General features: G+C 72.3%; 21 protein-coding genes. 11 read left to right on the forward strand and 10 right to left on the reverse strand.

Annotated elements, in window-relative coordinates; genetic code table 11:
- Positions 1–4: 4 nt before the first annotated feature.
- The 4 genes from IEZ20_RS38265 to efeO are packed head-to-tail and all read right to left on the reverse strand — an operon-like array spanning position 5 to position 4,261.
- Positions 5–997, reverse strand: a complete 993-nt coding sequence (locus IEZ20_RS38265; RefSeq protein ID WP_189307546.1) for an SCO2278 family lipoprotein — start codon at positions 995–997, stop codon at positions 5–7.
- The gene (gene efeU / locus IEZ20_RS38270) at positions 957–1,829 is read right to left on the reverse strand and encodes an iron uptake transporter permease EfeU (RefSeq protein WP_189307548.1); all 873 of its coding nucleotides are present in this window, start codon (positions 1,827–1,829) and stop codon (positions 957–959) included. Before efeU ends, IEZ20_RS38265 begins: the two co-directional genes overlap by 41 nt.
- 3 nt (positions 1,830–1,832) lie before the next feature.
- Complete coding sequence (efeB, locus tag IEZ20_RS38275; RefSeq protein ID WP_189307550.1) at positions 1,833–3,110, reverse strand: iron uptake transporter deferrochelatase/peroxidase subunit; 1,278 nt, start codon at positions 3,108–3,110, stop codon at positions 1,833–1,835.
- Between the two features lie 17 nt (positions 3,111–3,127).
- Positions 3,128–4,261: an iron uptake system protein EfeO gene (efeO, locus tag IEZ20_RS38280; protein WP_189307552.1), complete on the reverse strand. Its 1,134-nt coding sequence runs from the start codon at positions 4,259–4,261 to the stop codon at positions 3,128–3,130.
- 223 nt (positions 4,262–4,484) lie between these two features.
- On the opposite strand from efeO, the gene IEZ20_RS38285 reads away from it, so the two are divergent.
- Together IEZ20_RS38285 and IEZ20_RS38290 are read left to right on the forward strand one after the other, a co-directional pair.
- The gene (locus IEZ20_RS38285) at positions 4,485–5,129 is read left to right on the forward strand and encodes a PhzF family phenazine biosynthesis protein (RefSeq protein WP_189307555.1); all 645 of its coding nucleotides are present in this window, start codon (positions 4,485–4,487) and stop codon (positions 5,127–5,129) included.
- A 139-nt stretch (positions 5,130–5,268) separates the two neighbouring features.
- A complete protein-coding gene (locus tag IEZ20_RS38290) occupies positions 5,269–5,466 on the forward strand; it encodes a hypothetical protein (protein WP_189307557.1) in 198 nt (65 codons plus the stop codon).
- Positions 5,467–5,536: 70 nt separating this feature from the next.
- Here IEZ20_RS38290 and map read toward each other — a convergent pair whose 3' ends face one another.
- Positions 5,537–6,394 carry a type I methionyl aminopeptidase gene (gene map / locus IEZ20_RS38295; protein ID WP_189307559.1) on the reverse strand — a complete coding sequence of 286 codons (858 nt, stop codon included), beginning with the start codon at positions 6,392–6,394 and terminating at the stop codon, positions 5,537–5,539.
- Between the two features lie 58 nt (positions 6,395–6,452).
- Here map and IEZ20_RS38300 point away from each other — a divergent pair, with 58 nt between their 5' ends.
- Entirely contained in the window at positions 6,453–6,686 is a 234-nt protein-coding gene (locus IEZ20_RS38300; protein ID WP_189307561.1) for a hypothetical protein, read from the forward strand.
- A 74-nt stretch (positions 6,687–6,760) separates the two neighbouring features.
- Here IEZ20_RS38300 and IEZ20_RS38305 read toward each other — a convergent pair whose 3' ends face one another.
- Entirely contained in the window at positions 6,761–7,357 is a 597-nt protein-coding gene (locus IEZ20_RS38305) for a hypothetical protein (protein ID WP_189307563.1), read from the reverse strand.
- A 107-nt stretch (positions 7,358–7,464) separates the two neighbouring features.
- Here IEZ20_RS38305 and IEZ20_RS38310 point away from each other — a divergent pair, with 107 nt between their 5' ends.
- The 3 genes from IEZ20_RS38310 (at position 7,465) to IEZ20_RS38320 (ending at position 9,553) form a co-directional block, all read left to right on the forward strand.
- A complete protein-coding gene (locus IEZ20_RS38310; RefSeq protein WP_189307565.1) occupies positions 7,465–8,541 on the forward strand; it encodes a sialidase family protein in 1,077 nt (358 codons plus the stop codon).
- Between the two features lie 37 nt (positions 8,542–8,578).
- Positions 8,579–9,292 carry an NADPH-dependent F420 reductase gene (gene npdG / locus IEZ20_RS38315; protein WP_189307567.1) on the forward strand — a complete coding sequence of 238 codons (714 nt, stop codon included), beginning with the start codon at positions 8,579–8,581 and terminating at the stop codon, positions 9,290–9,292.
- 75 nt (positions 9,293–9,367) lie between these two features.
- Entirely contained in the window at positions 9,368–9,553 is a 186-nt protein-coding gene (locus tag IEZ20_RS38320) for a hypothetical protein (RefSeq protein WP_189307569.1), read from the forward strand.
- Here the strand turns inward: IEZ20_RS38320 and IEZ20_RS38325 are convergent.
- Complete coding sequence (locus tag IEZ20_RS38325; protein WP_189307571.1) at positions 9,543–10,343, reverse strand: site-2 protease family protein; 801 nt, start codon at positions 10,341–10,343, stop codon at positions 9,543–9,545. The two genes, IEZ20_RS38320 and IEZ20_RS38325, sit on opposite strands and share 11 nt — an antisense overlap.
- 108 nt (positions 10,344–10,451) lie before the next feature.
- Here IEZ20_RS38325 and IEZ20_RS38330 point away from each other — a divergent pair, with 108 nt between their 5' ends.
- Positions 10,452–10,859 (forward strand): DUF6578 domain-containing protein, encoded by a 408-nt coding sequence (locus IEZ20_RS38330; RefSeq protein ID WP_189307573.1) that lies wholly within the window; start codon positions 10,452–10,454, stop codon positions 10,857–10,859.
- Between the two features lie 14 nt (positions 10,860–10,873).
- Positions 10,874–14,146 carry an ATP-binding protein gene (locus IEZ20_RS38335; RefSeq protein WP_189307575.1) on the forward strand — a complete coding sequence of 1,091 codons (3,273 nt, stop codon included), beginning with the start codon at positions 10,874–10,876 and terminating at the stop codon, positions 14,144–14,146.
- 79 nt (positions 14,147–14,225) lie between these two features.
- Here the strand turns inward: IEZ20_RS38335 and IEZ20_RS38340 are convergent, their stop codons facing one another.
- The 3 genes from IEZ20_RS38340 to panB form a co-directional block, all read right to left on the reverse strand.
- Positions 14,226–15,047, reverse strand: a complete 822-nt coding sequence (locus tag IEZ20_RS38340; protein ID WP_189307577.1) for an ABC transporter permease — start codon at positions 15,045–15,047, stop codon at positions 14,226–14,228.
- The gene (locus tag IEZ20_RS38345; RefSeq protein WP_189307579.1) at positions 15,044–16,069 is read right to left on the reverse strand and encodes an ATP-binding cassette domain-containing protein; all 1,026 of its coding nucleotides are present in this window, start codon (positions 16,067–16,069) and stop codon (positions 15,044–15,046) included. Before IEZ20_RS38345 ends, IEZ20_RS38340 begins: the two co-directional genes overlap by 4 nt.
- A 152-nt stretch (positions 16,070–16,221) precedes the next feature.
- Positions 16,222–17,088 (reverse strand): 3-methyl-2-oxobutanoate hydroxymethyltransferase, encoded by an 867-nt coding sequence (gene panB, locus IEZ20_RS38350; RefSeq protein ID WP_189307581.1) that lies wholly within the window; start codon positions 17,086–17,088, stop codon positions 16,222–16,224.
- A 214-nt stretch (positions 17,089–17,302) separates the two neighbouring features.
- Here panB and IEZ20_RS38355 point away from each other — a divergent pair, with 214 nt between their 5' ends.
- From IEZ20_RS38355 to IEZ20_RS38365, 3 genes are all read left to right on the forward strand, one after another.
- Positions 17,303–18,889 (forward strand): MFS transporter, encoded by a 1,587-nt coding sequence (locus IEZ20_RS38355; RefSeq protein WP_189307583.1) that lies wholly within the window; start codon positions 17,303–17,305, stop codon positions 18,887–18,889.
- Between the two features lie 75 nt (positions 18,890–18,964).
- A complete protein-coding gene (locus IEZ20_RS38360; protein ID WP_189307585.1) occupies positions 18,965–19,594 on the forward strand; it encodes a TetR/AcrR family transcriptional regulator in 630 nt (209 codons plus the stop codon).
- Positions 19,595–19,781: 187 nt separating this feature from the next.
- Positions 19,782–20,831, forward strand: a complete 1,050-nt coding sequence (locus tag IEZ20_RS38365; protein ID WP_189307587.1) for an endonuclease/exonuclease/phosphatase family protein — start codon at positions 19,782–19,784, stop codon at positions 20,829–20,831.
- Positions 20,832–20,889 lie beyond the last annotated feature (58 nt).

The following is a 20,889-nucleotide window of genomic DNA, read 5'->3' on the forward strand; positions in this document are numbered from 1 at the left end:
CGGCCTACTCGCCCTGGGCGGCCGTCAGTCCCTGGACCCGCCCCAGCATCCGTACCGGGCCGCTGCCGGCCGGGTCGAGGACGGCCTCGTTGGCGATCGACTCCATCGTCAGGGACTGCTTCACCTCGCCCTTGACCAGGGCCTGCACGGACTTGTTCGGGACCTGCACCAGGCCGCCGGTGTAGGCGGTCTGCTTCTCGTAGTGGTGCGTGGTGAAGAAGACCAGCGCCCCGCCGTCCGCCGTGCGCAGCGCGAGCGGCGCGTAGGCGCCGTGGGTGAGCGGCTCGTCGATGAACTGGCGGACCAGGCCGGGCTTCCGGGCCTCCTTGGCACGGTCCGCGCGCAGCTTGCTGGTGTCGCGGCCGTCGGCGAAGGTCTTCCCGCCGCTCTTCAGGTAGGACGCGTACGACGCGCTCAGCTCGTCCGGGCGCACGGCCAGTTGCGTGGTGCCGGCGGGCACGGCCTCGGCCCAGCCGTCCTCGTCCTTGGTGAACTCCGGGACCGTGCCGGGGGCCATGAGCGTCAGATAGGCCACGCGCCAGCGCTCGCCGAGGTCGCCCCGGGTGAAGACCAGCACCCAGCGGTAGCTGCCGCCCTTGTTGCCCTTGGCGTCGGCGACGAACCAGCGGGGCCAGCCGGCCTTCTTCGGGATCGTGATCCGCACGTCCGTCAGCTTCAGCGGGCTGTGGCCGGCGTTCCCGGACGGGCTGTTGACGTGCCCGGCCTTCAGCCGGGCCGCGTCGATGTCGGCGAGGGCGCCGGTCACATAGGGCGCGTCCAGGGAGCTGTCGTAGGCCTTGTCGGCCTTGTTGTACGCGTCGGTGAACGCGGTGAGGGCCTTGGCGGCCTCGGCGCGGGTGGCCGCGGGGAGCACCTCGCGCTCCCCGTGCACCACCACGCATCCGCTCGCGGTGAGCGACAAAGCGGTCAGCGAGGCCGCTATGAGTGCGTTCCGGTCACGCCTGCGAAGCCGTCGACGGCTGCGTTCCCTGGTCATCGGGCTCCTTCACCTTCCCCTTTCCGGAGGCGAACCCTACCGGGGAGAGGAACAGCGCGAGCACCGGGACCAGGTACAGCGCCCACACCGTGATCTGGACGACCGTCGGGTCGGGCTGGAAGTTGAACACGCCCTTCAGCAGGGTGCCGTACCAGCTGTCCGGCGGGATGACGCCGCTGATGTCGAAGGCCAGCTCGTTGATGCCCGGGATCCAGCCGGCCTCCTGCAGGTCGTGGAAGCCGTACGCGAGCACGCCCGCCGCGACCACGACCAGCATGCCGCCGGTCCAGGTGAAGAACTTGGCGAGGTTGATCCTCAGGGCACCCCGGTAGAACAGCCAGCCCAGGAGGACCGCCGTGGCCAGGCCCAGGGCGACGCCGACCAGCGGGCGCGGGGTGCCGTCGCTCGCCGCGTGCACCGACGCCCACACGAACAGCGCGGTCTCCAGGCCCTCCCGGCCGACGGCGAGGAAGGCGGTGGCGACCAGCGCGCCCGTGCCGAGCTTCAGGGCCGCGTCCAGCCTGCCGTGCAGCTCCGACTTCAGGTGCCGGGCGGTGCGCCGCATCCAGAACACCATCCAGGTCACCAGGCCCACGGCGATGACCGACAGGGAGCCGCCGAGCGCCTCCTGCGCCTGGAAGGTCAGCTCCTGGGAGCCGAACTCCAGGGCGCAGCCGAAGCCCATGGCGATGGCGATCGCGATGCCGATGCCGATCCAGATCGGCTTCAGGGCGTCCTTGCGGCCGGTCTTGACCAGGTAGGCGATCAGGATGCAGACGACGAGCGACGCCTCCAGCCCCTCGCGCAGGCCGATCAGGTAGTTGGAGAACACCGGCTAGGCCTCCTTCGAGAACAGCGTGCGGCCCCACCAGTCACCGGAGTCCCGGACGCCGGGCGGGACCGCGAAGACCGCGGAACCGACGTGCTGGATGTACTCGTTGAGCGCGTCGTGCGCGGAGAGCTTGCGCTGGAGCGGGATGAAGCCCTTGCGTACGTCCCGCTGGTAGGCGAGGAAGAACAGGCCCGCGTCGAGCCGGCCCAGGCCGTCGGTGCCGTCGGTGAACGAGTAGCCCCGGCGCAGGATGGTGATCCCGTTGTTGGAGTCGGGGTGGGCGAGCCGCACGTGCGCGTCCGGCTTCATCGCCTTCAGGAACGGCTCGTCGTGCTCCTTGGCCTTGCCGACCGGGGCGCCCTCGCGCTTGTCGCGGCCGAACACGTCCTCCTGCTCCTGGAGCGAGGTGCGGTCCCAGGTCTCGATGTTCATCCGGATCCGCCGGGCGACCAGGTACGACCCGCCGGTCATCCAGTCCGGCCCGTCGCCCTCGCCGACCCACACGAACTTCTTCAGCCGGTCGGTCTCGGTGCCCGCGATGTTGCGGGTGCCGTCCTTGAAGCCCATCAGGTTGCGCGGGGTCTGCGCGTCCGGGGTGGTCGAGGAGGTCTTGCCGAAACCGAGCTGCGACCAGCGGATGGCGACCTTGCCGAAGCCGATCCGGGCGAGGTTGCGGATGGCGTGCACGGCGACCTGCGGATCGTCGGCGCAGGCCTGGACGCACAGGTCCCCGCCGGTGCGGGCGCGGTCCAGGTTGTCGCCGGGGAACCTGGGCAGGTCGACCAGGGCCTCCGGCCGCCGGTCCTTCAGGTCGAACTTGTCGAACAGGGACGGCCCGAAGCCGATGGTCAGCGTCAGCCGGGACGGCTTGAGCCCGAGCGCCTCACCGGTGTCGTCCGGCGGGGCCTCGGCGAGTCCGCCGTAGGCGCCCTCGCCGACCGCCTTGCCCGCGGTCATCCGGCGGGCCGCCGCCGTCCAGTCCTTCAGCATCTGGACGAACGCGTCGCGGTCCTCGGTCTTCACGTCGAACGCGGCGAAGTGCAGGCGGTCCTGGACCGGCGTCGCGATGCCGGCCTGGTGGGTGCCGTGGAACTCCACCGCGGCGCCCGTCCCGGCGGCGGCGGGGTCCATGTCGTCGCCCGTCCTGGCCATCGCCACGGCCCCGCCGGCCACGGCGGCCCCGAGCGCGAGCCCGGCACCGCCCCAGCCGATCAGCGCCCGACGCGACGGACTGTTCTCCCGGGGCTCCCGGGCCTCCTGGGTCTCCTGGATCTCGGTCATCGCTCGTGCCCCCCTGCTTACTTCACGACCGCGGCGGCGAGCTTGGACAGCGGCTCGGCGAGCGCGTTCACCGCGTCCGACAGCTCCTTGCGCTGGTCCTTGCCGACCTTGTCGTAGGAGACGAAGTCGTACGACGTCTTGTCCGTCCGGTACGTGTCGAGCAGCGTGTCCAGCGCCGCGAACTGCCGGTCCAGCTCCTTGGTCAGCGCCGGGTCGTTCTTCGCGGCGACCGGCTTCAGCAGCTCGTACGCCTTCTGGGCGCCCTCGACGTTGCCCTTGAAGTCGACCAGGTCGGTGTGGGCGTAGCGGTCCTCCTCGCCGGTGACCTTGCCGGTGGCGACCTCGTCCAGCAGCTCCTTGGCGCCGTTGGCCATGGAGGTCGGGGTGATCTCGGCCTTGCCGACCCGGCCCTGCCAGTCCCTGAGGTCCGTCAGCAGCTGGTCGGCGAGGGCCTTCTCCTGCGCGCCGATCTTCTTGTCCTGCCAGAGGGCCTTCTCCAGCCGGTGCCAGCCGGTCCACTTCTGGCCGGCCTCCAGGCCGTCCTCGCGGACGTCGACCTTCGGATCGATGTCACCGAAGGACTCGGCGACCGGCTCGGTGCGCTCCCAGCCGAGGCGGGAGAGGCCGTAGGCCTTCTTCGCGGCGTCCAGGTCGCCGTCCTTGACCGCCTTCACGAAGGTCTCGGCCTTCGGCAGCGTCTCGTCGGCCTGGTCCTGGGCGTACTGGCGGTAGTCGGCGACGGCCTTGTCCAGCCGCGGGTCCCGCTTGGCGCCGCCACCGCCGGTCACGGTCAGCTTCTGCCGCACACCGTGGCCCTTCATGCCGGGCCGGCAGGCGATCTCGTACGACCCGGCCTTCACCTCGGCGGTCAGCGTGTACTTGGTGCCCGGGCCGATGTTCTCCTTCTCGGAGACGATCCGGTCGTCCGGGAACAGGATCTCGACCTCGGTCGCCTTCGAGCCCTTGTTCTCGATCTTGAGCGTGACCTGACCGGCCGGCACCGACGTGCTGGAGGTGTCGCACTTCGAGTCGGCGGCCGTGACCTGGATGGCGTCGCCGTCCTTGGCGTCGCTCTTCGCGGTGCAGGCCGAGAGGGCGGTCAGAGCCGCCGCGGTGGCGGCGGCGGTGACGGTCAGTCGGACGGCTCGCATGCAGGCTCCAAGCGGATCTGATCTGGTGAGGCTGCCCTAACTTACATGAGGCTTACCTCACCCATACCCCTGGGTGCCGTGATTCAGCTCTCACCGTCACGTCACGGACACGGCTTGATGGCGACGTCTCAAAAGAGACGGCAACAAACGGCAAAGGCGACGTCAAGGGTCCGGGGGCACGCCTGGTAAGCGCTCGCCGGGGCCGCGGTGTTTCAATTCCCCGGTGACTGACTACGACGTACTCCGCGTCTTCTGCGGACCGAACGGCGGCTACGGCAACGAGCTGGGAGTCGTCCGCGACGGCTCGGTGCTTCCCGAGCGGAGCGACCGGCAGGCCCTCGCCGGCAAACTCGGCTTCAGCGAGACCGTGTTCGTGGACGACCCCGAGCGCGGAGTGATCGACATCTACACGCCCACCCTCCGGCTGCCCTTCGCCGGTCACCCCTGCGTAGGCACGGCCTGGCTGCTCGACGTACCCGAACTGGTCACCCCGGCCGGAGTCGTCGGCACCCGGCTGGACGGAGAGTTCAGCTGGATCGAGGCCCGCGCGGAGTGGGCGCCGCCGCGCACCCTGCGCCAGTACCCGAGCGCCGCCGAGGTGGACGCGCTCCCGGTGCCGCCGAAGGGGGAGTGGATCTACGCCTGGGCCTGGGAGGACGAGGCGGCCGGGCGGGTCCGGGCCCGCGCCTTCCCCGGCCGCGACGACGGCATCGAGGAGGACGAGGCGACCGGCGCCGCGGCCCTGCTCCTGACCGAACGGCTGGGCCGGGCCCTCAACATCACCCAGGGCCGGGGCTCGCAGATCCTGACCGCGCCCCAGCCGCACGGGTGGATCGAGGTCGGCGGGCGCGTCCGCCTGGAGCGCTGACACACCGCGGCGACGCGCCGGCGGCCGGTGCGGCGCCCGGGTGACCGTTCGAGCGCCCGTCCGGGTGGATCCGCGTGTGCGCGCGAGGGCGAACGGGGACCACTGGGCGTGACCACTCCGCCTCCCCGAGAGGAGCACCATGCGCATCAGATCAGTCGTGGCCGCGACCTGCCTCGCCGCCGCTCTCGCCGCCGCCGGCGCGACGACGGCCGGTGCCACCAACTACGACACCAAGGACGACGACGAGGCCGTCTGCAGCCCGTACGCCGGCTCGCTGACCTCGCTGGAGAACCACGTGACCTGGTCCGGCGCCCACTGCAGCGACTACCTGCGCTGATGCGACCCGGGTCCCCCGCACGCGGTGCGGGGGACCCGGTCGTCCAGGGCTCACGCGCCCCGCGCGGTGCTCAGGGGAGGGTCAGGATCTCCGCGCCGGTGTCCGTCACGACCAGGGTGTGCTCGAACTGCGCGGTCCGCTTGCGGTCCTTCGTCACGACCGTCCAGCCGTCGTCCCACATGTCGTACTCGTGGGTGCCGAGCGTCAGCATGGGCTCGATCGTGAAGGTCATCCCCGGCTGCATCACCGCCGTCGCGTGCGGGCTGTCGTAGTGCGGGATGATCAGCCCCGAGTGGAACGACGTGCTGATGCCGTGGCCGGTGAAGTCCCGGACCACGCCGTAGCCGAAGCGCTTGGCGTACGACTCGATGACCCGGCCGATGACGTTGATCTGCCGGCCCGGCTTCACCGCCTTGATCGCCCGGTCGAGCGACTCCCGGGTGCGCTCCACCAGCAGCCGCGACTCCTCGTCGACGTCACCCACCAGGTAGGTGGCGTTGTTGTCGCCGTGCACCCCGCCGATGTACGCCGTCACGTCCAGGTTGACGATGTCGCCGTCGCGCAGCACGGTCGAGTCCGGGATGCCGTGGCAGATGACCTCGTTGACCGACGTGCACAGCGACTTCGGGAAGCCCCGGTAGCCCAGCGTGGAGGGATAGGCGCCGTGGTCGCACATGTACTCGTGGGCGACCTTGTCCAGCTGGTCCGTGGTGACCCCGGGCGCGATGATCTTCGCGGCCTCCGCCATCGCCCGCGCGGCGATACGGCCGGCGGTCCGCATCGCCTCGATGGTCTCGGGGGTCTGCACCTCCGGCCCGGTGTACGGCGTCGGCGCGGGCTTGCCGACGTACTCGGGGCGGCGGATGTTTCCGGGAACCGAACGGGTGGGAGACAGCTCCCCTGGTACGAGCAGCGACTGGCCAGACATGTCAGCGAGTCTAACCAGCGGACATGGGGGAACATGTCGGTGGCGAGAGGAGCTGGTCATGGCCCTGTTCAAGAAGCGCACCGCCGGCAAGCCGGGCGAGTGGTACTACTGCCTGGAGCACAAGAAGGTCGAGGAGGGCCCGGACTGCCCGGGCAAGGACCGCTTCGGGCCGTACGCGTCCCCGGACGAGGCCCGGCACGCGATGGAGACCGCCGCCGAACGCAACCTCCAGTGGGAGAACGACCCCCGCTGGCACGACGCGCCCGCCGGCGGCAGCACGGAAGAGAGCTGAGCGGACCTCCGGGGCCGGGACACCGGGCACCCGCCCCTGAGCACGGCGGCACGGCGGACCGGCGGCCGGGCGGGTCACCAGGGGGCCGGCGGGGGAGCCGTCAGCGCTTCCGTCCAGCGGGACAGGCGGTCCCGGAACCCCCGTCGCACCCTCAAAGAGCCCGCGTTCTCCCCGGCCGCCGCGCTGACCAGGTGCTGCACGGTGTCCAGGTCCAGTTCCGCCCCCTGAGGCACGGCCAGCGTGTCATGGGCCATCGCGGCCAGCTCGCCCCCGCCCGCGCCCAGCGCCAGCACCGTCACCCCGGCCCGCCGGGCGTCGTGCACCCGCTCCAGCAGCGGCGCCGGTTCCCCGGGCGCCACGACCAGCAGGGTCTCACCGCGCCGCGCCGCCGCGAGCCGTCCCGGCCCGACCGCCAGATGCGCGGGATCCGAGGGGCGCGCGTGATGCCGTACCAGCGTCGGCGCCAGCTCCGGCGTGCCCGACCAGGCCGCCTCGTCCACCAGGTGCGCGGCCAGGTGCCAGGGCTCGTACTCCGGCGTGCCCACCAGCAGCAGCCCGCCCCCGTGCGCCACCACCGACCCGCGCAGCACCCCCGCGAACCTCCGGGTGGCCCCCAGCCACTCGGTCCCGGCGAGCACTTCCCGCAGCAACGCGACCCGTACGGCGTCCATGCGACCGCATCCTGCCGCAACCACTCACCCGTGACGCGGAGTTCACCCGGAATTCGCCCGACCCGGGGATGGTGACGGCCCGTCCGCAGGCCTTCAGGAGCCGCCCGATGACCGACGTGACCGTCCCCTTCCGCGCGGGCCGCGAGGGATACGCGAGCTTCCGCATACCGGCCGTCGTCGCCTCCCGGTCCGGCACCCTGCTCGCCTTCTGCGAGGGCCGCGTCGACTCCGCCGCCGACCACGGGCACATCGACATCGTGCTGAAACGGTCCGCCGACGGCGGCCGCACCTGGGGACCCCTCCAGGCCGCCGCGCGCAACGGCACGGACCTCGCCGGCAACCCCGCCCCCGTCGTCCTGGACACCGGCCGGATCCTGCTCGTGCACATACGGGCCTCCGCCTCCGCCACCGAGGCCGCCATCCTGCGCGGCCAGGTCTCCGACGCCGACGGCCGGCGAGTGTGGGTGCAACACAGCGACGACGACGGGCTGACGTGGTCCGAGCCCAGGGAGATCACCCCGCAGGTGAAGAGGCCCGGCTGGCGCTGGTACGCCACCACCCCCGGCCACGCCCTCCAGCTCACCTCCGGCCGCGTCCTCGTCCCGGCCAACCACACCCTGCCGCCCACCGGCACCGACACCGGCGCCGAGGCGAAGTACAACAGCGGGCACTGCCTGCTCAGCGACGACCACGGCGAGACCTGGTACCTCGGCTACCTGGACGAGAACACCGACGGCTACGTCAACGTCAACGAGACCACCGCCGCCGAACTCCCCGACGGCCGCGTCTACCTCAACACCCGCAACGACTCCCCCTCACCCGGCAACCGCGCCGACGCCCGCTCCGAGGACGGCGGGAAGACCCTCGTGAAGCCCTTCCGCCCGCAGGCCGGACTGGCCGCGCCGGTCTGCGAGGCCGCCGTGCTCCAGCTCCGCGACCCCGACGTGCTGCTCTTCTCCGCCCCCGCCGACCCCGGCGGCGCCCGCGCCCTGATGACGATCCGCGCCTCCCACGACGGCGGCACCACCTGGCGCACCGCGTACACCGCCGACGGGCTCCCCGCCGCCTACTCCGACCTGGTCCGCGTCGACCCGCACACCGTCGGCCTGCTCCACGAGACGGGCGACTTCGGCGCCTACGAGACGATCACCTTCCGCCGGGTGCCCGTGCACCGGCTGACCTGAGCCGCTACCGGCCCGGCGGCGGACGTAGAGTCGGCCCATGACCTCTACCGACAGCGCACAGACCCCTGCCAAGGCCCCCGCCAAGGACCCCTGGGACCTGCCCGACGTCTCCGGGTACGTCGTCGGCGTGCTCGGCGGCACCGGACCGCAGGGCAAGGGCCTCGCCTACCGGCTCGCCCGGGCCGGCCAGAAGGTGATCATCGGCTCCCGCGCCGCCGAGCGCGCCCGGGCCGCCGCCGACGAACTCGGCCACGGCATCGAGGGCGCCGACAACGCCGAGACCGCGCGCCGCAGCGACATCGTGATCGTCGCCGTACCGTGGGACGGCCACGGCGACACCCTGAAGTCGCTGCGCGAGGAGCTGGCCGGCAAGCTCGTCGTGGACTGCGTCAACCCGCTCGGCTTCGACAAGAAGGGCGCCTACGCGCTCAAGCCGGAGGAGGGCAGCGCCGCCGAGCAGGCCGCCGCGCTGCTGCCGGACTCCCGGGTCACCGCAGCCTTCCACCACCTGTCGGCCGTCCTGCTCCAGGACCCGGAGATCGAGCAGATCGACACCGACGTGATGGTGCTCGGCGAGGACCGCGCCGACGTGGAGATCGTGCAGGCGCTGGCCGGGCGCATCCCCGGCATGCGCGGCGTCTTCGCCGGCCGGCTGCGCAACGCCCACCAGGTGGAGTCGCTGGTCGCGAACCTGATCTCCGTCAACCGCCGGTACAAGGCACACGCCGGGCTCCGCGTCACCGACGTGTGAGCCGCGAAGGGCGATGGGGGACACTGGTCGGCGAAGCAGTCACCGCGCAGTGTCCCCGACAGGAGCCGACCCACCATGCCCCGCATCGCCCTCTACCCCCTCGTCGTCTGCGTCCTCGCCGTGGCCGCCGCGGTCGTCTCCTTCGCCCGGGGCAGCTGGCTGGGGATCGTCTGGGTGCTCCTGGCGGGCCTGTCGTCCAACATGACGTGGTACTACGTCAAGCGCGGCAGGGCCGGCCGGAGCGGGTCCGTCACCGGCTGACCGAGCAGTAGTCGTTGGTGCCCTCCCAGAACCGGTACAGCTCCTGTCCGCAGTACTGGGAGAAGCCGTCGACGTGCAGCGCCCGCATGATCGCGTCGATCACGTCGAAGAACGCGCCGTTGACCGACGGCAGCCACAGCAGCGCGAACACGAACAGCAGACCGAACGGGGCGAACGGCTCCACCTGCCGCTTCACGTTGTACGACAGCCAGGGCTCGATCACGCCGTAGCCGTCCAGGCCCGGCACCGGCAGGAAGTTCAGCAGCGCCGCCGTCACCTGCAGCAGCGCCAGGAACGCCAGCGCGAACCGGAACTCCGCGGGGACGCCGTCCAGCGCGTCCAGCCAGAAGGGGGCCGTGCACACCGCCGCGAACAGCACGTTCGCCAGCGGGCCGGCCGCCGAGATCAGACTGTGCCGCCAGCGGCCCGGGATGCGGCTCCGCTCGATGAACACCGCCCCGCCGGGCAGACCGATCCCGCCCATGATCACGAACAGCACCGGGAGCACGATGCTCAGCAGCGCGTGCGTGTACTTCAGCGGGTTCAGCGTGAGATAGCCCTTCGCGCCGACCGTGATGTCCCCGCCGTGCAGGGCGGTGCGCGCGTGCGCGTACTCGTGCAGGCACAGCGAGACGATCCAGGCCGCCGTCACGAACAGGAACACCGCGATTCCCGGCTGCGCGGCGAACCCGGTCCAGGTGGCCCAGCCGGTCACCGCCGTCACGGCCAGTATGCCGACGAACACGGGACTGATCTGCCGGTCGCCGCGACGGCTGGTGGCGGTGGTCATGGGGCGGGCTCCTCCTGGTGCGGGGCGGTCGGCAGGCCGACCGTACCCGGCCGGGGCTCACCAGGAAAACGCCTCGCCACGGCCGTCCGGTTCCTGGAAGGTGGAGAGATGGCACTGATGAAGGTGTTCTACGAGAGCTGGCAGATGGAGTGCTGCGGTCGCCCGTTCGGCGTGGGCAAGCAGGTCGCCTGGCCGCTGGTCGCCGTGGACGAGGAGCACGCGGACGGACAGTGGTACGGCGCCGACGCGTGGGTGGAGAACCACGGCGACGTCCCGCACGACACCACCGGCCACGTCCGCGCCATCGAGCTGGTGTACCAGGTCTACGCCGAGACCGGACCGGGTTCACGCACCTTCGAGCCGGTGCCGGAAGAGTGGTCGCTGGAGCCGGTCGACAGCTGCCCCAAGTGGTTCCGTCGGGAGGAGACGGCCGGCGGTCCCGGGCCGCGCCGCAGCCGCGACCAGGCCGGCGTCCTCGTCACCCTCGAAGTCCCGACCGCCGGCGCCCGCCCCTGACGGCACCGGGGACAATGGACCCCGTGCGCTATCGGCTGCTCGGCACCACCCAGGCAATCCGTCCCGACGGTACGGCCGTCCCGGTCGGCGGGGCGCGGCTGCGTGCCCTGCTGAGTGTGCTCGCGCTGCGGGCCGGGCGGACCGTGCCCGCGCCCGTGCTGGTGGACGAGGTGTGGGGCGCCGACCCGCCCGCGGACGCCGCCGGTGCCCTCCAGGCGCTCGTCGGCCGGCTCCGGCGGGCCCTCGGCGCCGACGCCGTCGCCTCCGCCGACGGCGGCTACCGGCTCACCGCCGCCCCCGACGACGTGGACCTCACCCGCTTCGACCGGCTCACCGGCGACGGCCTCGCCGCCCTCGCCGACGGCGACCCGGCCAAGGCCGCCGCCGTCCTCGACGACGCCCTCGCCCTGTGGCACGGGCCCGCCCTGGCCGACCTGCCCGACCGCACCGCCGAGGCGGCCCGCTGGGAGACCCGCAGACTCGACGCCCAGCGGGCCCGGCACACCGCCGCCCTCGCCCTCGGCGAGGCCGAGCGGGCGCTGCCCGAACTGACCGCCCTGTGCGACAGCCACCCCCTGGACGAGCGGCTCCAGGCGCTGCGGCTGCGCGCCCTGCGCGACGCCGGCCGCCCCGCCCAGGCCCTCGCCGCCTACGACGACGTACGCCGCCTGCTCGCGGACCGGCTCGGCTCCGACCCCGGCCCCGACCTGCGCGCCCTGCACGCCGAACTGCTCGGCGAGGAACCCCCGCCCGCCGGACCCGCCCCGGGCCGGCCCGCGGACCGCCCGGGCAACCTGCCCGCCCGGCTCACCTCCTTCGTCGGCCGGGAGAGCGACATCCGGGCCATCGGCGCCGACCTCACCGCGGCCCGCCTGGTCACCCTCCTCGGACCCGGCGGCGCCGGGAAGACCCGGCTGTCCCTGGAGGCCGCCGAGGCGGTACGGCCCACCCTGCGGGACGGGGTCTGGCTCGCCGAGCTGGCCCCCGTGGACGACCCCGACGCCGTACCGCAGGCCGTGCTCACCGCGATCGGCGCCCGGGAGACCGTGCTGCACGGCGCCGGCGTGGACGGCATGCGCGCGGTCTCCGAACGGCACGCCGACCCCGTCGAACGGCTCGTGGAGCACTGCGCCCGGCGCCGCATGCTGATCATCCTCGACAACTGCGAGCACGTCGTCGACGCCGCCGCCCGGCTCACCGAGCGGCTGCTGGCCCGCTGCCCCGAGCTGACCGTCCTCGCCACCAGCCGCGAACCCCTCGGCGTACCGGGGGAGCTGCTGCGGCCCGTGGAGCCGCTGCCCGAGCCGGTCGCGCTGCGGCTGCTCGCCGACCGGGGCGCGGCGGCCCGCCCGGGCTTCCGGACCGAGGACGACCCCGGGGCGTGCGCCGAGATCTGCCGCCGCCTGGACGGACTGCCCCTGGCGATCGAGCTGGCGGCGGCCCGGCTGCGCATGCTCACGCCCCGCCAGATAGCGGACCGGCTGGACGACCGGTTCCGGCTGCTCACCTCCGGCAGCCGCACCCTGCTGCCCCGCCAGCAGACCCTCAGAGCCGTCGTGGACTGGTCCTGGGACCTGCTGGACGCAGGCGAGCGCGACGTCCTCGCCCGGCTGTCCGTCTTCGCCGGCGGCTGCGACCTGGCCGCCGCCGAGGCCGTGTGCGGCCCGGCCGCCCTGGACGCCCTCGGCTCCCTGGTCGACAAGTCCCTGGTGGTCGCCGCCCCCGCGGCCGACGGCGGCATGCGCTACCGGCTGCTGGAGACCGTCGCCGAGTACGCCGCCGAACGCCTCGCCGAGACCGGCCGCCGCGGCGAGGCCGAACGCGCCCACCTGGTCCACTACCGCGAACTCGCCCGCACCACCGACCCGCTGCTGCGCGGCCCCGAACAGCGCGCCGCCATCGACCGGTTCCAGCTGGAGTACGAGAACCTGCGCACCGCCTTCCGGCACGCCGTCGCCGAACGCGACGAACAGGAGGCCCTCTGCCTGGTCCTGTCCCTGCTCTGGTTCTGGCAGATGCGCGACCAGCGCATCGAGACCCGCACCTGGTGCCGGGAGGCCATGGCGCTCGGCCCCGACCCGTTCGCCGAGCCGGTCCGCCGCGCCGCCCCCGTCTGGCAGCGCTGCACCGACGCCCCGCCCCCGTACACCGGCGAGATCCTCGCCGAGGCCCGGCGCGGCGTCCACCTGGCCCATCTGGCCTGCATGGACACCGAGATCGAGGACTGGCAGACCCCCGAGGCCCAGGCCAAGCTCCGCGCGGTCGCCCAGGTCTACGAGCCCGGTCTGCCGCAGACCTGCCGCCCCCCGGGCATGCTGTGGTTCTTCGCCGAGCTGCTGACCGGCGGCGCGCACCGGCTGCGTGCCATCGCGGACGCCGCCGTGCAGACCTGCCGGAACACCCCGGGCTTCGAGTGGGAGCTGGCCGGCGCCCTCCACCTGCGCGCCAACTTCCTCGCCAACCGCACCGCCTCGGCCGGCGACGCCACCCGCGACGCCGACGAGTCCCTGGAGATCTACCGCCGCCTCGGCGACGCCTGGGGCACCACCGAGGCCCTGTCCGCCCGCGGCGAGGCCCACGAACGCAAGGGCGCCCACCGGGAGGCCGCCGCCGACTACCGGGCGGCCGTCGCACACGCCGAACGCCTCGGCGCCCGCGCCCAGGTGGCCGTGCTCCGCGCCCGGCTCGGCAACGTGCTGATGGAGGCCGGAGAGACCGAGCGCGGCGAGCGGATGCTCCGCGAGGTCATCGCCAGCCAGGACGGCACCCACAACGAGGCGATGCCCGCCGCCCGGCTCTTCCTCGCCGTCTGGCTCGGCCTGACCGACCGCACCGAGGAGGCACGGGAACAGCTGCGGCTGCTGCGCGAGGAGATCGCGATCGCGCACTTCATCGTCTTCGACGCGATCATCGTCTGCCAGGAGGCCTGGCTGGACGCCGTGGACGACCGCACCGAGGAGGCCCTGGCACGGGCCCGCAGGGCGCTCGACCTCGCCACCGACCCGCTGACCACGGCCGTCACCCCCCATCTGCACTCCATCGGCCTGACCGTCGCCGCGATGGCCCTCGCCCGCGCCGACGGCGGCGCCCGCGCCACCGACGCCGCCCGCTGCCTGGGCGCCGCCGGCGCGCTGCTGCCGCCCGAGCACGTGGTCTCCGGGGTGGAGCGGCGCTGCCGCGAGCTGACCGAGGCCCGTATCCGCCGGGCCCTGGACACGCGGTCGTACGAGGCCGCGTACGCCGAGGGCGGTGGCCTCTCCCTCGCGGAGGCCACCGCCCTGGTCTGAGCGCCGCGCGACGCCGGCTTCCCCCCGCTGCCGGCCTCTTCCCGCTGTCGGCTCCCGGTGCCGCCGGCTCTTCGTGCCGTCAGCTCTTGGTGCGGAACTTGTGGATCGCGACCGGCGCCATGACCACGGTCAGACCGACCGACCAGATCACCGTCACCCACAGGTCGTGCGCGATGGGGCCGCCCTCCATCAGGCCGCGCGCGGTGTCGGCCAGCGTGGACAGCGGGTTGTAGTCGGTGAACGCCTGGAGCCAGCCCGGCATGGAGGCGGGCGGCGCGAAGATCGACGAGCCGAACTGCAGCGGCATCAGCACCAGGAAGCCCATCGCCTGTACCGACTGGGCGTTCTTCATCACCACGCCGAGGGTCAGGAACACCCACATCAGCGCCGAGCCGAACACCGCGGACAGCCCGACCGAGGCCAGCATCCCGGCCCAGTCCTTGATGTCGTAGCCCACCGCGACGGCGACCACCATCAGCACCGCGGTCGCGAACAGCATCCGCATCAGCTCCACCGCGATCTTCGCGAAGAGCACCGAGCCGCGGCCGATCGGCAGGGACCGGAAGCGGTCCATGACACCGGAGTTGAAGTCCTGGTTGAAACCGGTGCCCACACCCTGGGCCATGTTCATGCCCATCATGGCCATGAGCCCGGGGATGACGTACTGGACGTACCGCTCCTGGCCGCCGCCCAGCGACTGCCCGATGGAGCCGCCGAAGACGTACACGAACAGCAGGGTGAAGATGACCGGGAACAGGATGGCGTCGAACATCGACTCCGGGTCCTGCCGGATCCACAGCAGGTTGCGGCGGATCAGCGCGCCGGTGTGCCGCAGGTGGGCCCGCAGCGGGATCGGGGTGTCGGCCTTCGCGGCGGCGGGGGAGAGGGTGGCGGAACTCATACGGCGACCTCCTGGCGGTCGTCGGCGGGCACGGTGTCCTGCGGGGCACTGGCGCGGTGGCCGGTGAGGGACAGGAACACCTCGTCCAGGCTGGGCAGTTCGGTGGTGACGGAGGAGAGCGTGATGCCGCGCGCGGTGACCGCGCCGACCACGGCGGTCAGCTGCTCGTCGCTCAGGATCGGCACCAGCAGGGTGCCGGTCTCGGCGTCGACGGTGGTGGCGGCGAGCCCGGTGATGCCCAGCTCGTCCAGCATGCCGGCGAGCGGGCGCAGCTCCAGCGGGTCCACCGGCCGCACCCGGAGCGTGCGTCCGCCGACGCGGGCCTTCAGCTCCTCGATGCCGCCGTTCGCGATGACCTTGCCCCGGTCCACCACGGTCAGCTCGGAGGCGAGCTGCTCGGCCTCCTCCATGTACTGGGTGGTGAGCAGCACGGTGACGCCGTCGCCGACCATCGCCTTCACCTCGTCCCACACCTCGTTGCGGGTGCGGGGGTCGAGCCCGGTGGTCGGCTCGTCCAGGTACAGCACGGCGGGCCGGCCGATCATGGAGGCGGCCAGGTCGAGGCGCCTGCGCATACCGCCGGAGTAGGTGCCCGCCGGGCGCCGGGCGGCCTCCGTCAGCGAGAACCGCTCCAGCAGCTCGTCGGCGCGGGCCCGGGCGTCCTTGCGGGACAGGTCCAGCAGCCGGCCGATCAGGTAGAGGTTCTCCCAGCCCGGCAGCTTCTCGTCCACCGAGGCGTACTGGCCGGTCAGTCCGATCACCCGGCGCAGCTGACGCGGCTGGTGCACGACGTCGTAGCCGGCCACGGTGGCCTGCCCGGCGTCGGGGGTGATCAGGGTGGACAGGATCCGTACGAGGGTGGTCTTGCCGGCGCCGTTCGGCCCGAGCACACCCATCACGGTGCCCTCGCGCACGTCCAGGTCGACGCCGTCCAGCGCCTTGGTCTCGCCGTAGTGCTTGACCAGTCCCCGTACGGTCACGGCGGAGCGTCCGCCGGCGGGGTTGTCATCGATGCGTGTCATGCCGACGACAGTGCCAGGACCCACCGACAAACCACCGACACCCGACCGACACCGGCCCGCGCCGACCGACGGATCGCCGACACCCGCCACAAAGACGGGCCAGCCCGCCGACGGGGGATGATCGGCGGGCTGCCCGGTGGTGCCGCAGTGGCTCAGTGGACGGAGTGCTCCTCCAGCGGGAACGTTCCGCCGACGACGTCCTCCGCGAACGCCTTCGCCGCGTCGCCCATGACCTGACGGAGGTTCGCGTACTTCTTCACGAACTTCGGCACCCGGCCGGACGTCAGGCCCAGCATGTCGGTCCAGACGAGCACCTGCGCGTCCGTCTCGGGCCCGGCTCCGATGCCGACCGTCGGGATGTGCAGGACCCGTGTCACCTCGGCCGCCAGCTCCGCCGGCACCAGCTCCAGCACCACCGCGAAGGCGCCCGCGTCCTGCACGGACTTGGCGTCCCGCAGCAGCTGCTGCGCCGCCTCCTCGCCGCGCCCCTGTACGCGGTAGCCCATGGCGTTGACGGACTGCGGGGTCAGCCCGATGTGGGCCATGACCGGGATGCCGGACTCCACCAGCAGCCGGATCTGTTCGTACGACCGTTCGCCGCCCTCCAGCTTGACGGCGCCGACCCCGGCCTCCTTCACCAGCCGGGTCGCCGAGCGCAGCGCCTGCACCGGGCCCTCCTGGTAGGAGCCGAACGGGAGGTCGCCGACGATGAGGGCGCGCTGCGTGCCGCGGACCACCGCGGCGGACAGCATGGTCATCTCGTCGAGGGTGACGGGCACGGTGGTGTCGTACCCGAGGTGGCAGTTGCCCGCCGAGTCGCCGACGAGCATCACCGGGATCCCGGCCTCGTCGAAGACGGACGCGGTCATCGCGTCGTAGGCGGTGAGCATGGGCCACTTCTCGCCCCGCTCCTTGGCGAGGGCGATGTCGCGGACGGTGATGCGGCGGGTGCCCTTCCCCCCGTACAGCGCCTTGCTGCCGTCGGAGGGCTTGTTCTGGGCAGCCGAAAGCTGCGTCATGGCAACGGCTCCTTCAGTCATCTCGAAGCGCCCTTACGGCGTCTCCGGATCGCCTCCATGGTGGCACCTCGTGCCATCGGAGGCCAGGGGTACCCCCTGTGATCCCCCGCCCGGGCCGGGAACCCGGGGTACGTAAGACCCCGGTGAGTAAGGCATCGGTAAAAAAATAAGATACGAGACGGTTCCGTATCGGAATGATCGTAGGCTCGAACCCATGACAAGTCCCGTCCCTGCCTCCCGAATACCGGAAGCGGTCCACCGGCGCCGCTGGGCGATCCTCGGCGTGCTCATGCTGAGCCTGCTCATCGTCGTGCTCGACAACTCGATCCTGAACGTCGCGATCAAGACCATCGCGACCCCCGCGCCGACCGGCCTCGGCGCCACCCAGAGCGAGATCGAGTGGGCGATCAACGCCTACACCCTCGTCTTCGCCGGCCTGCTGTTCACCGCCGGACTCGTCGGCGACCGCATCGGCCGCAAGAAGGTGCTGCTCGGCGGGATCGCCGTGTTCGGCATCGGCTCCGCACTCGCCGCCGAGTCGGGCTCGCCCGGCCAGCTGATCGCCTACCGCGCCCTGATGGCCCTCGGTGCCGCCTTCGTGATGCCCGCCACCCTCGCCGTCCTCATGAACGTCTTCGAGCGCGAGGAGCAGCCCAAGGCCATCGGCATCTGGGCCGGCGGCGTCGGCCTCGCCATCGCCATCGGCCCGATCACCGGCGGCGCGCTGCTCGACCACTTCTGGTGGGGCTCGGTCTTCTTCGTCAACGTGCCCATCGTGATCGTCGCGCTGGCCCTGATGGCCTGGCTGGTGCCCGACTCCCGCGACCCCAGGCCCGGCCGCCTCGACCCCGTCGGCGTGGTCCTGTCCGTCGTCGGCCTGGTCCTGCTGGTCTACGGCATCATCAAGGGCGGCGAACTCGCCGACTTCACCGACGCCAAGGTGCTGGCCACCATCCTCGCCGGCCTCGCCGTCCTGGCCGCCTTCGTCGTCTTCGAGAAGCGCAGCGACCACCCCTCCCTGGACGTCACCTACTTCCGCAACAAGGTCTTCTCGGCCGCCATGAGCGCCATCGCGCTGGTCTTCTTCGCGCTGATGGGCGTCACGTTCTTCGGCGTCTTCTACACCCAGAGCGTGCGCGGCTACTCCCCGCTGGAGTCCGGCGTGCTGATGCTGCCGCTCGCCATCGCCCAGCTGCTGTTCGCGCCGCGCGCCCGGCTCCTGGTCGACCGGTTCGGCAACAAGGCCGTCACCACCGGGGGCCTGCTGCTGATCGCGGCGACCCTGGCCGCGTTCGCCGCCTTCGAGGCCGACACGCCCATCTGGCTGCTGGAGGTCGTCTTCTTCCTCATGGGCACCGGCATGGCGCACATCATGACGCCGACCTCCGTCGTCATCATGCAGGCCCTGCCCCGTGAGAAGGCCGGCTCCGCCTCCGCGCTCAGCAACACCTTCCGCCAGGTCGGCGGCGCCCTCGGCATCGCCGTCCTCGGCTCGGTGCTCGCCACCTCCTACCGCGACGGCATCGAGGACAAGCTCGGCCTGCTGCCGCCGGGCGTGCGCGCCACCGCCGGCGAGTCCATCGAGGCCACCCTCGGCGTCGCCGAGAAGCTCGGCCCGCGCGGCGAGGCCCTCGTCACCCCCGCCCACGACGCCTTCCTGCACGCCATGCACGTCACCGCCCTGTGCGGTACGGGCGTCGCGCTGATCGGCGCCGTGGTGACCGCCCTGTTCCTGCCGGGCAGGCCGCCGGCCGGCCGGCGGCGCGAGGAGGAACCGGAACTGGTCGCCGCCGGGGAGTGAGCTCCGCGCGCGGTTCCACGGGGGAAGGAGGCCGCTGCGGGACAATTCCCGCAGCACAGTGAGAGGACGGAACACGTGAGCCTTGCCGACCAGCGCTCGCGCCCGGACGGACCCGCCCGTGGCCGCCCGCGCAGCGAAGCCGTGGAACGCGCCATTCTGGAGGGCGTGATGAAGCTCCTGGAGGAGGGCGTGCCCCTCGCCGAGCTGTCCATCGAGCGGGTCGCGCGCACGGCCGGGGTCGGCAAGGCCACCATCTACCGCCGCTGGAGCGGCAAGGAGGAACTCTTCGTCGACGTCGTACGCGCCGCCGAACCCCCCGACCCCCAACTCCCCGGCACCTCCGTGCGCGACGACCTCGTGGTGCTGCTGGAGGCCCTGCGCCAGCGGGGACTCGTCAGCCGCTCCTCGGCGATCCTGCACAACGTGTACGCCCAGATGAAGTCCGCCCCCAAGGTGTGGGCGGCGTACCACGCGAGCGTGATAGTGCCCCGGCGCGTCCTCGCCCTGGACGTACTGCGGCGCGGGCAGGAGAACGGCGAGATCCGGGCGGACGTCGACCTGGACCTGGCCAACGACATGTTCGTCGGCCCCATGCTCGTCCGCTCCGTCATGCGCCCCGAGGCCGACCTGCCCGAGGGCCTCGCGGAACAGATCGTCGACGCGGTCCTGGACGGCCTACGGCCCGTCAGGTCGACAGCCTCGTAGCGCTCGTGTGCGCGTTCTGTCACAGACCGCGCCGGTCGAGGGGGTAACCGGAACTCCCCGCCCCGGCTCGTTCGTCCTCGTCTTCCGTACGGCCGTCATGGGACGGCGGGATCGGAGCCGATCATCCCCTAGGGTCGGAAGAGCACGGGGGCGAACGGTGTGCACGGCAGGCAGTGAGGCAGACGGTATGGCGCAGCAGGCGTACATGACGGAGACGGTGGGCGGCGGCTCGGAGCCCGAGCGACCGGGATCCCGGCTTCGGCGCCTCGCGCACCGCCTGTTCGCCGGCTGGCGGAACGATCCGCGGATCTGGCGGCGCGGCCTCGTCCTGGCCGTCCTCGCCCTGCTGCTCGCCCTGGTGATGCTGGTGCACGCCCACATCCCCAACGCGGTGGGCAACCTCGGCTCGCTCACCGAGACGTTTCTGCCCTGGCTGGGCCTGGCCATCCCGGTGCTGCTGGTCGCCGGCTTCGTCCGGAAGTCGGCGACCGCCCTGCTCGCGGTCGTCCTCCCGGCGATCGTCTGGCTCAACCTCTTCGGCGGGCTGCTGACCGACAGGACGGGCAGCGGCGGCGACCTCATGGTGGCCACCCACAACGTCAACGCCGACAACCCCGACCCGGCCGCGACCGCGCGGGACGTGGCCGCCTCCGGCGCCGACGTCCTGGCCCTTGAGGAACTCCCCGCGTCCTCCGTCCCCGTCTACGAGAAGGCGCTCGCGCCGACGTACAAGTACCACGCGGTGGTCGGCACGGTCGGCCTGTGGAGCAAGTACCCGATGACCGGCGTCGAGGCCGTGGACATCAAGCTCGGCTGGAAGCGGGCCATGCGCGCCACGCTCGCCACGCCCCGGGGCCCGATCGCGGTCTACGTCGCCCACCTGCCCTCGGTGCGGGTGAAGATGGAGGCCGGGTTCACCGCCCGGCAGCGGGACAAGAGCGCCGACGCGCTGGGCGAGGCCATCGCCGACGAGCCGCTCAAGCGGGTCGTCCTCCTCGGCGACCTCAACGGCACGATGAACGACCGCGCGCTCAACGCGGTCACCTCGCAGCTGCGCTCCACGCAGGGCGCGGCGGGCAGCGGCTTCGGGTTCAGCTGGCCGGCGTCGTTCCCGATGGCGCGCATCGACCAGATCATGGTCCGGGGCGCCGAGCCGGAGAGCAGCTGGACGCTGCCGCGCACCCACAGCGACCACCTGCCGGTGGCGGCACGTGTGAGGCTCGACACGTCCTCGTGAGCGGTTGGAATACGGGGCTCGGGAGACTTTGTTCCGGAACTGAACTTATCGTGTGACG

It is taken from the genome of Streptomyces cinerochromogenes (assembly GCF_014648635.1).
Lineage (GTDB): Bacteria > Actinomycetota > Actinomycetes > Streptomycetales > Streptomycetaceae > Streptomyces > Streptomyces cinerochromogenes.

Bases quoted from the DNA above. Each gene is read 5' to 3' on its own strand.
- IEZ20_RS38265 (WP_189307546.1), bottom strand. From the start codon at position 997: ATGACCAGGGAACGCAGCCGTCGACGGCTTCGCAGGCGTGACCGGAAC.
- efeB (WP_189307550.1), bottom strand. From the start codon at position 3,110: ATGACCGAGATCCAGGAGACCCAGGAGGCCCGGGAGCCCCGGGAGAAC.
- efeO (WP_189307552.1), bottom strand. From the start codon at position 4,261: ATGCGAGCCGTCCGACTGACCGTCACCGCCGCCGCCACCGCGGCGGCT.
- IEZ20_RS38290 (WP_189307557.1), top strand. From the start codon at position 5,269: ATGCGCATCAGATCAGTCGTGGCCGCGACCTGCCTCGCCGCCGCTCTC.
- map (WP_189307559.1), bottom strand. From the start codon at position 6,394: ATGTCTGGCCAGTCGCTGCTCGTACCAGGGGAGCTGTCTCCCACCCGT.
- IEZ20_RS38300 (WP_189307561.1), top strand. From the start codon at position 6,453: ATGGCCCTGTTCAAGAAGCGCACCGCCGGCAAGCCGGGCGAGTGGTAC.
- IEZ20_RS38305 (WP_189307563.1), bottom strand. From the start codon at position 7,357: ATGGACGCCGTACGGGTCGCGTTGCTGCGGGAAGTGCTCGCCGGGACC.
- IEZ20_RS38310 (WP_189307565.1), top strand. From the start codon at position 7,465: ATGACCGACGTGACCGTCCCCTTCCGCGCGGGCCGCGAGGGATACGCG.
- npdG (WP_189307567.1), top strand. From the start codon at position 8,579: ATGACCTCTACCGACAGCGCACAGACCCCTGCCAAGGCCCCCGCCAAG.
- IEZ20_RS38320 (WP_189307569.1), top strand. From the start codon at position 9,368: ATGCCCCGCATCGCCCTCTACCCCCTCGTCGTCTGCGTCCTCGCCGTG.
- IEZ20_RS38325 (WP_189307571.1), bottom strand. From the start codon at position 10,343: ATGACCACCGCCACCAGCCGTCGCGGCGACCGGCAGATCAGTCCCGTG.
- IEZ20_RS38330 (WP_189307573.1), top strand. From the start codon at position 10,452: ATGGCACTGATGAAGGTGTTCTACGAGAGCTGGCAGATGGAGTGCTGC.
- IEZ20_RS38335 (WP_189307575.1), top strand. From the start codon at position 10,874: ATGGACCCCGTGCGCTATCGGCTGCTCGGCACCACCCAGGCAATCCGT.
- IEZ20_RS38340 (WP_189307577.1), bottom strand. From the start codon at position 15,047: ATGAGTTCCGCCACCCTCTCCCCCGCCGCCGCGAAGGCCGACACCCCG.
- IEZ20_RS38345 (WP_189307579.1), bottom strand. From the start codon at position 16,069: ATGACACGCATCGATGACAACCCCGCCGGCGGACGCTCCGCCGTGACC.
- panB (WP_189307581.1), bottom strand. From the start codon at position 17,088: ATGACGCAGCTTTCGGCTGCCCAGAACAAGCCCTCCGACGGCAGCAAG.
- IEZ20_RS38355 (WP_189307583.1), top strand. From the start codon at position 17,303: ATGACAAGTCCCGTCCCTGCCTCCCGAATACCGGAAGCGGTCCACCGG.
- IEZ20_RS38365 (WP_189307587.1), top strand. From the start codon at position 19,782: ATGGCGCAGCAGGCGTACATGACGGAGACGGTGGGCGGCGGCTCGGAG.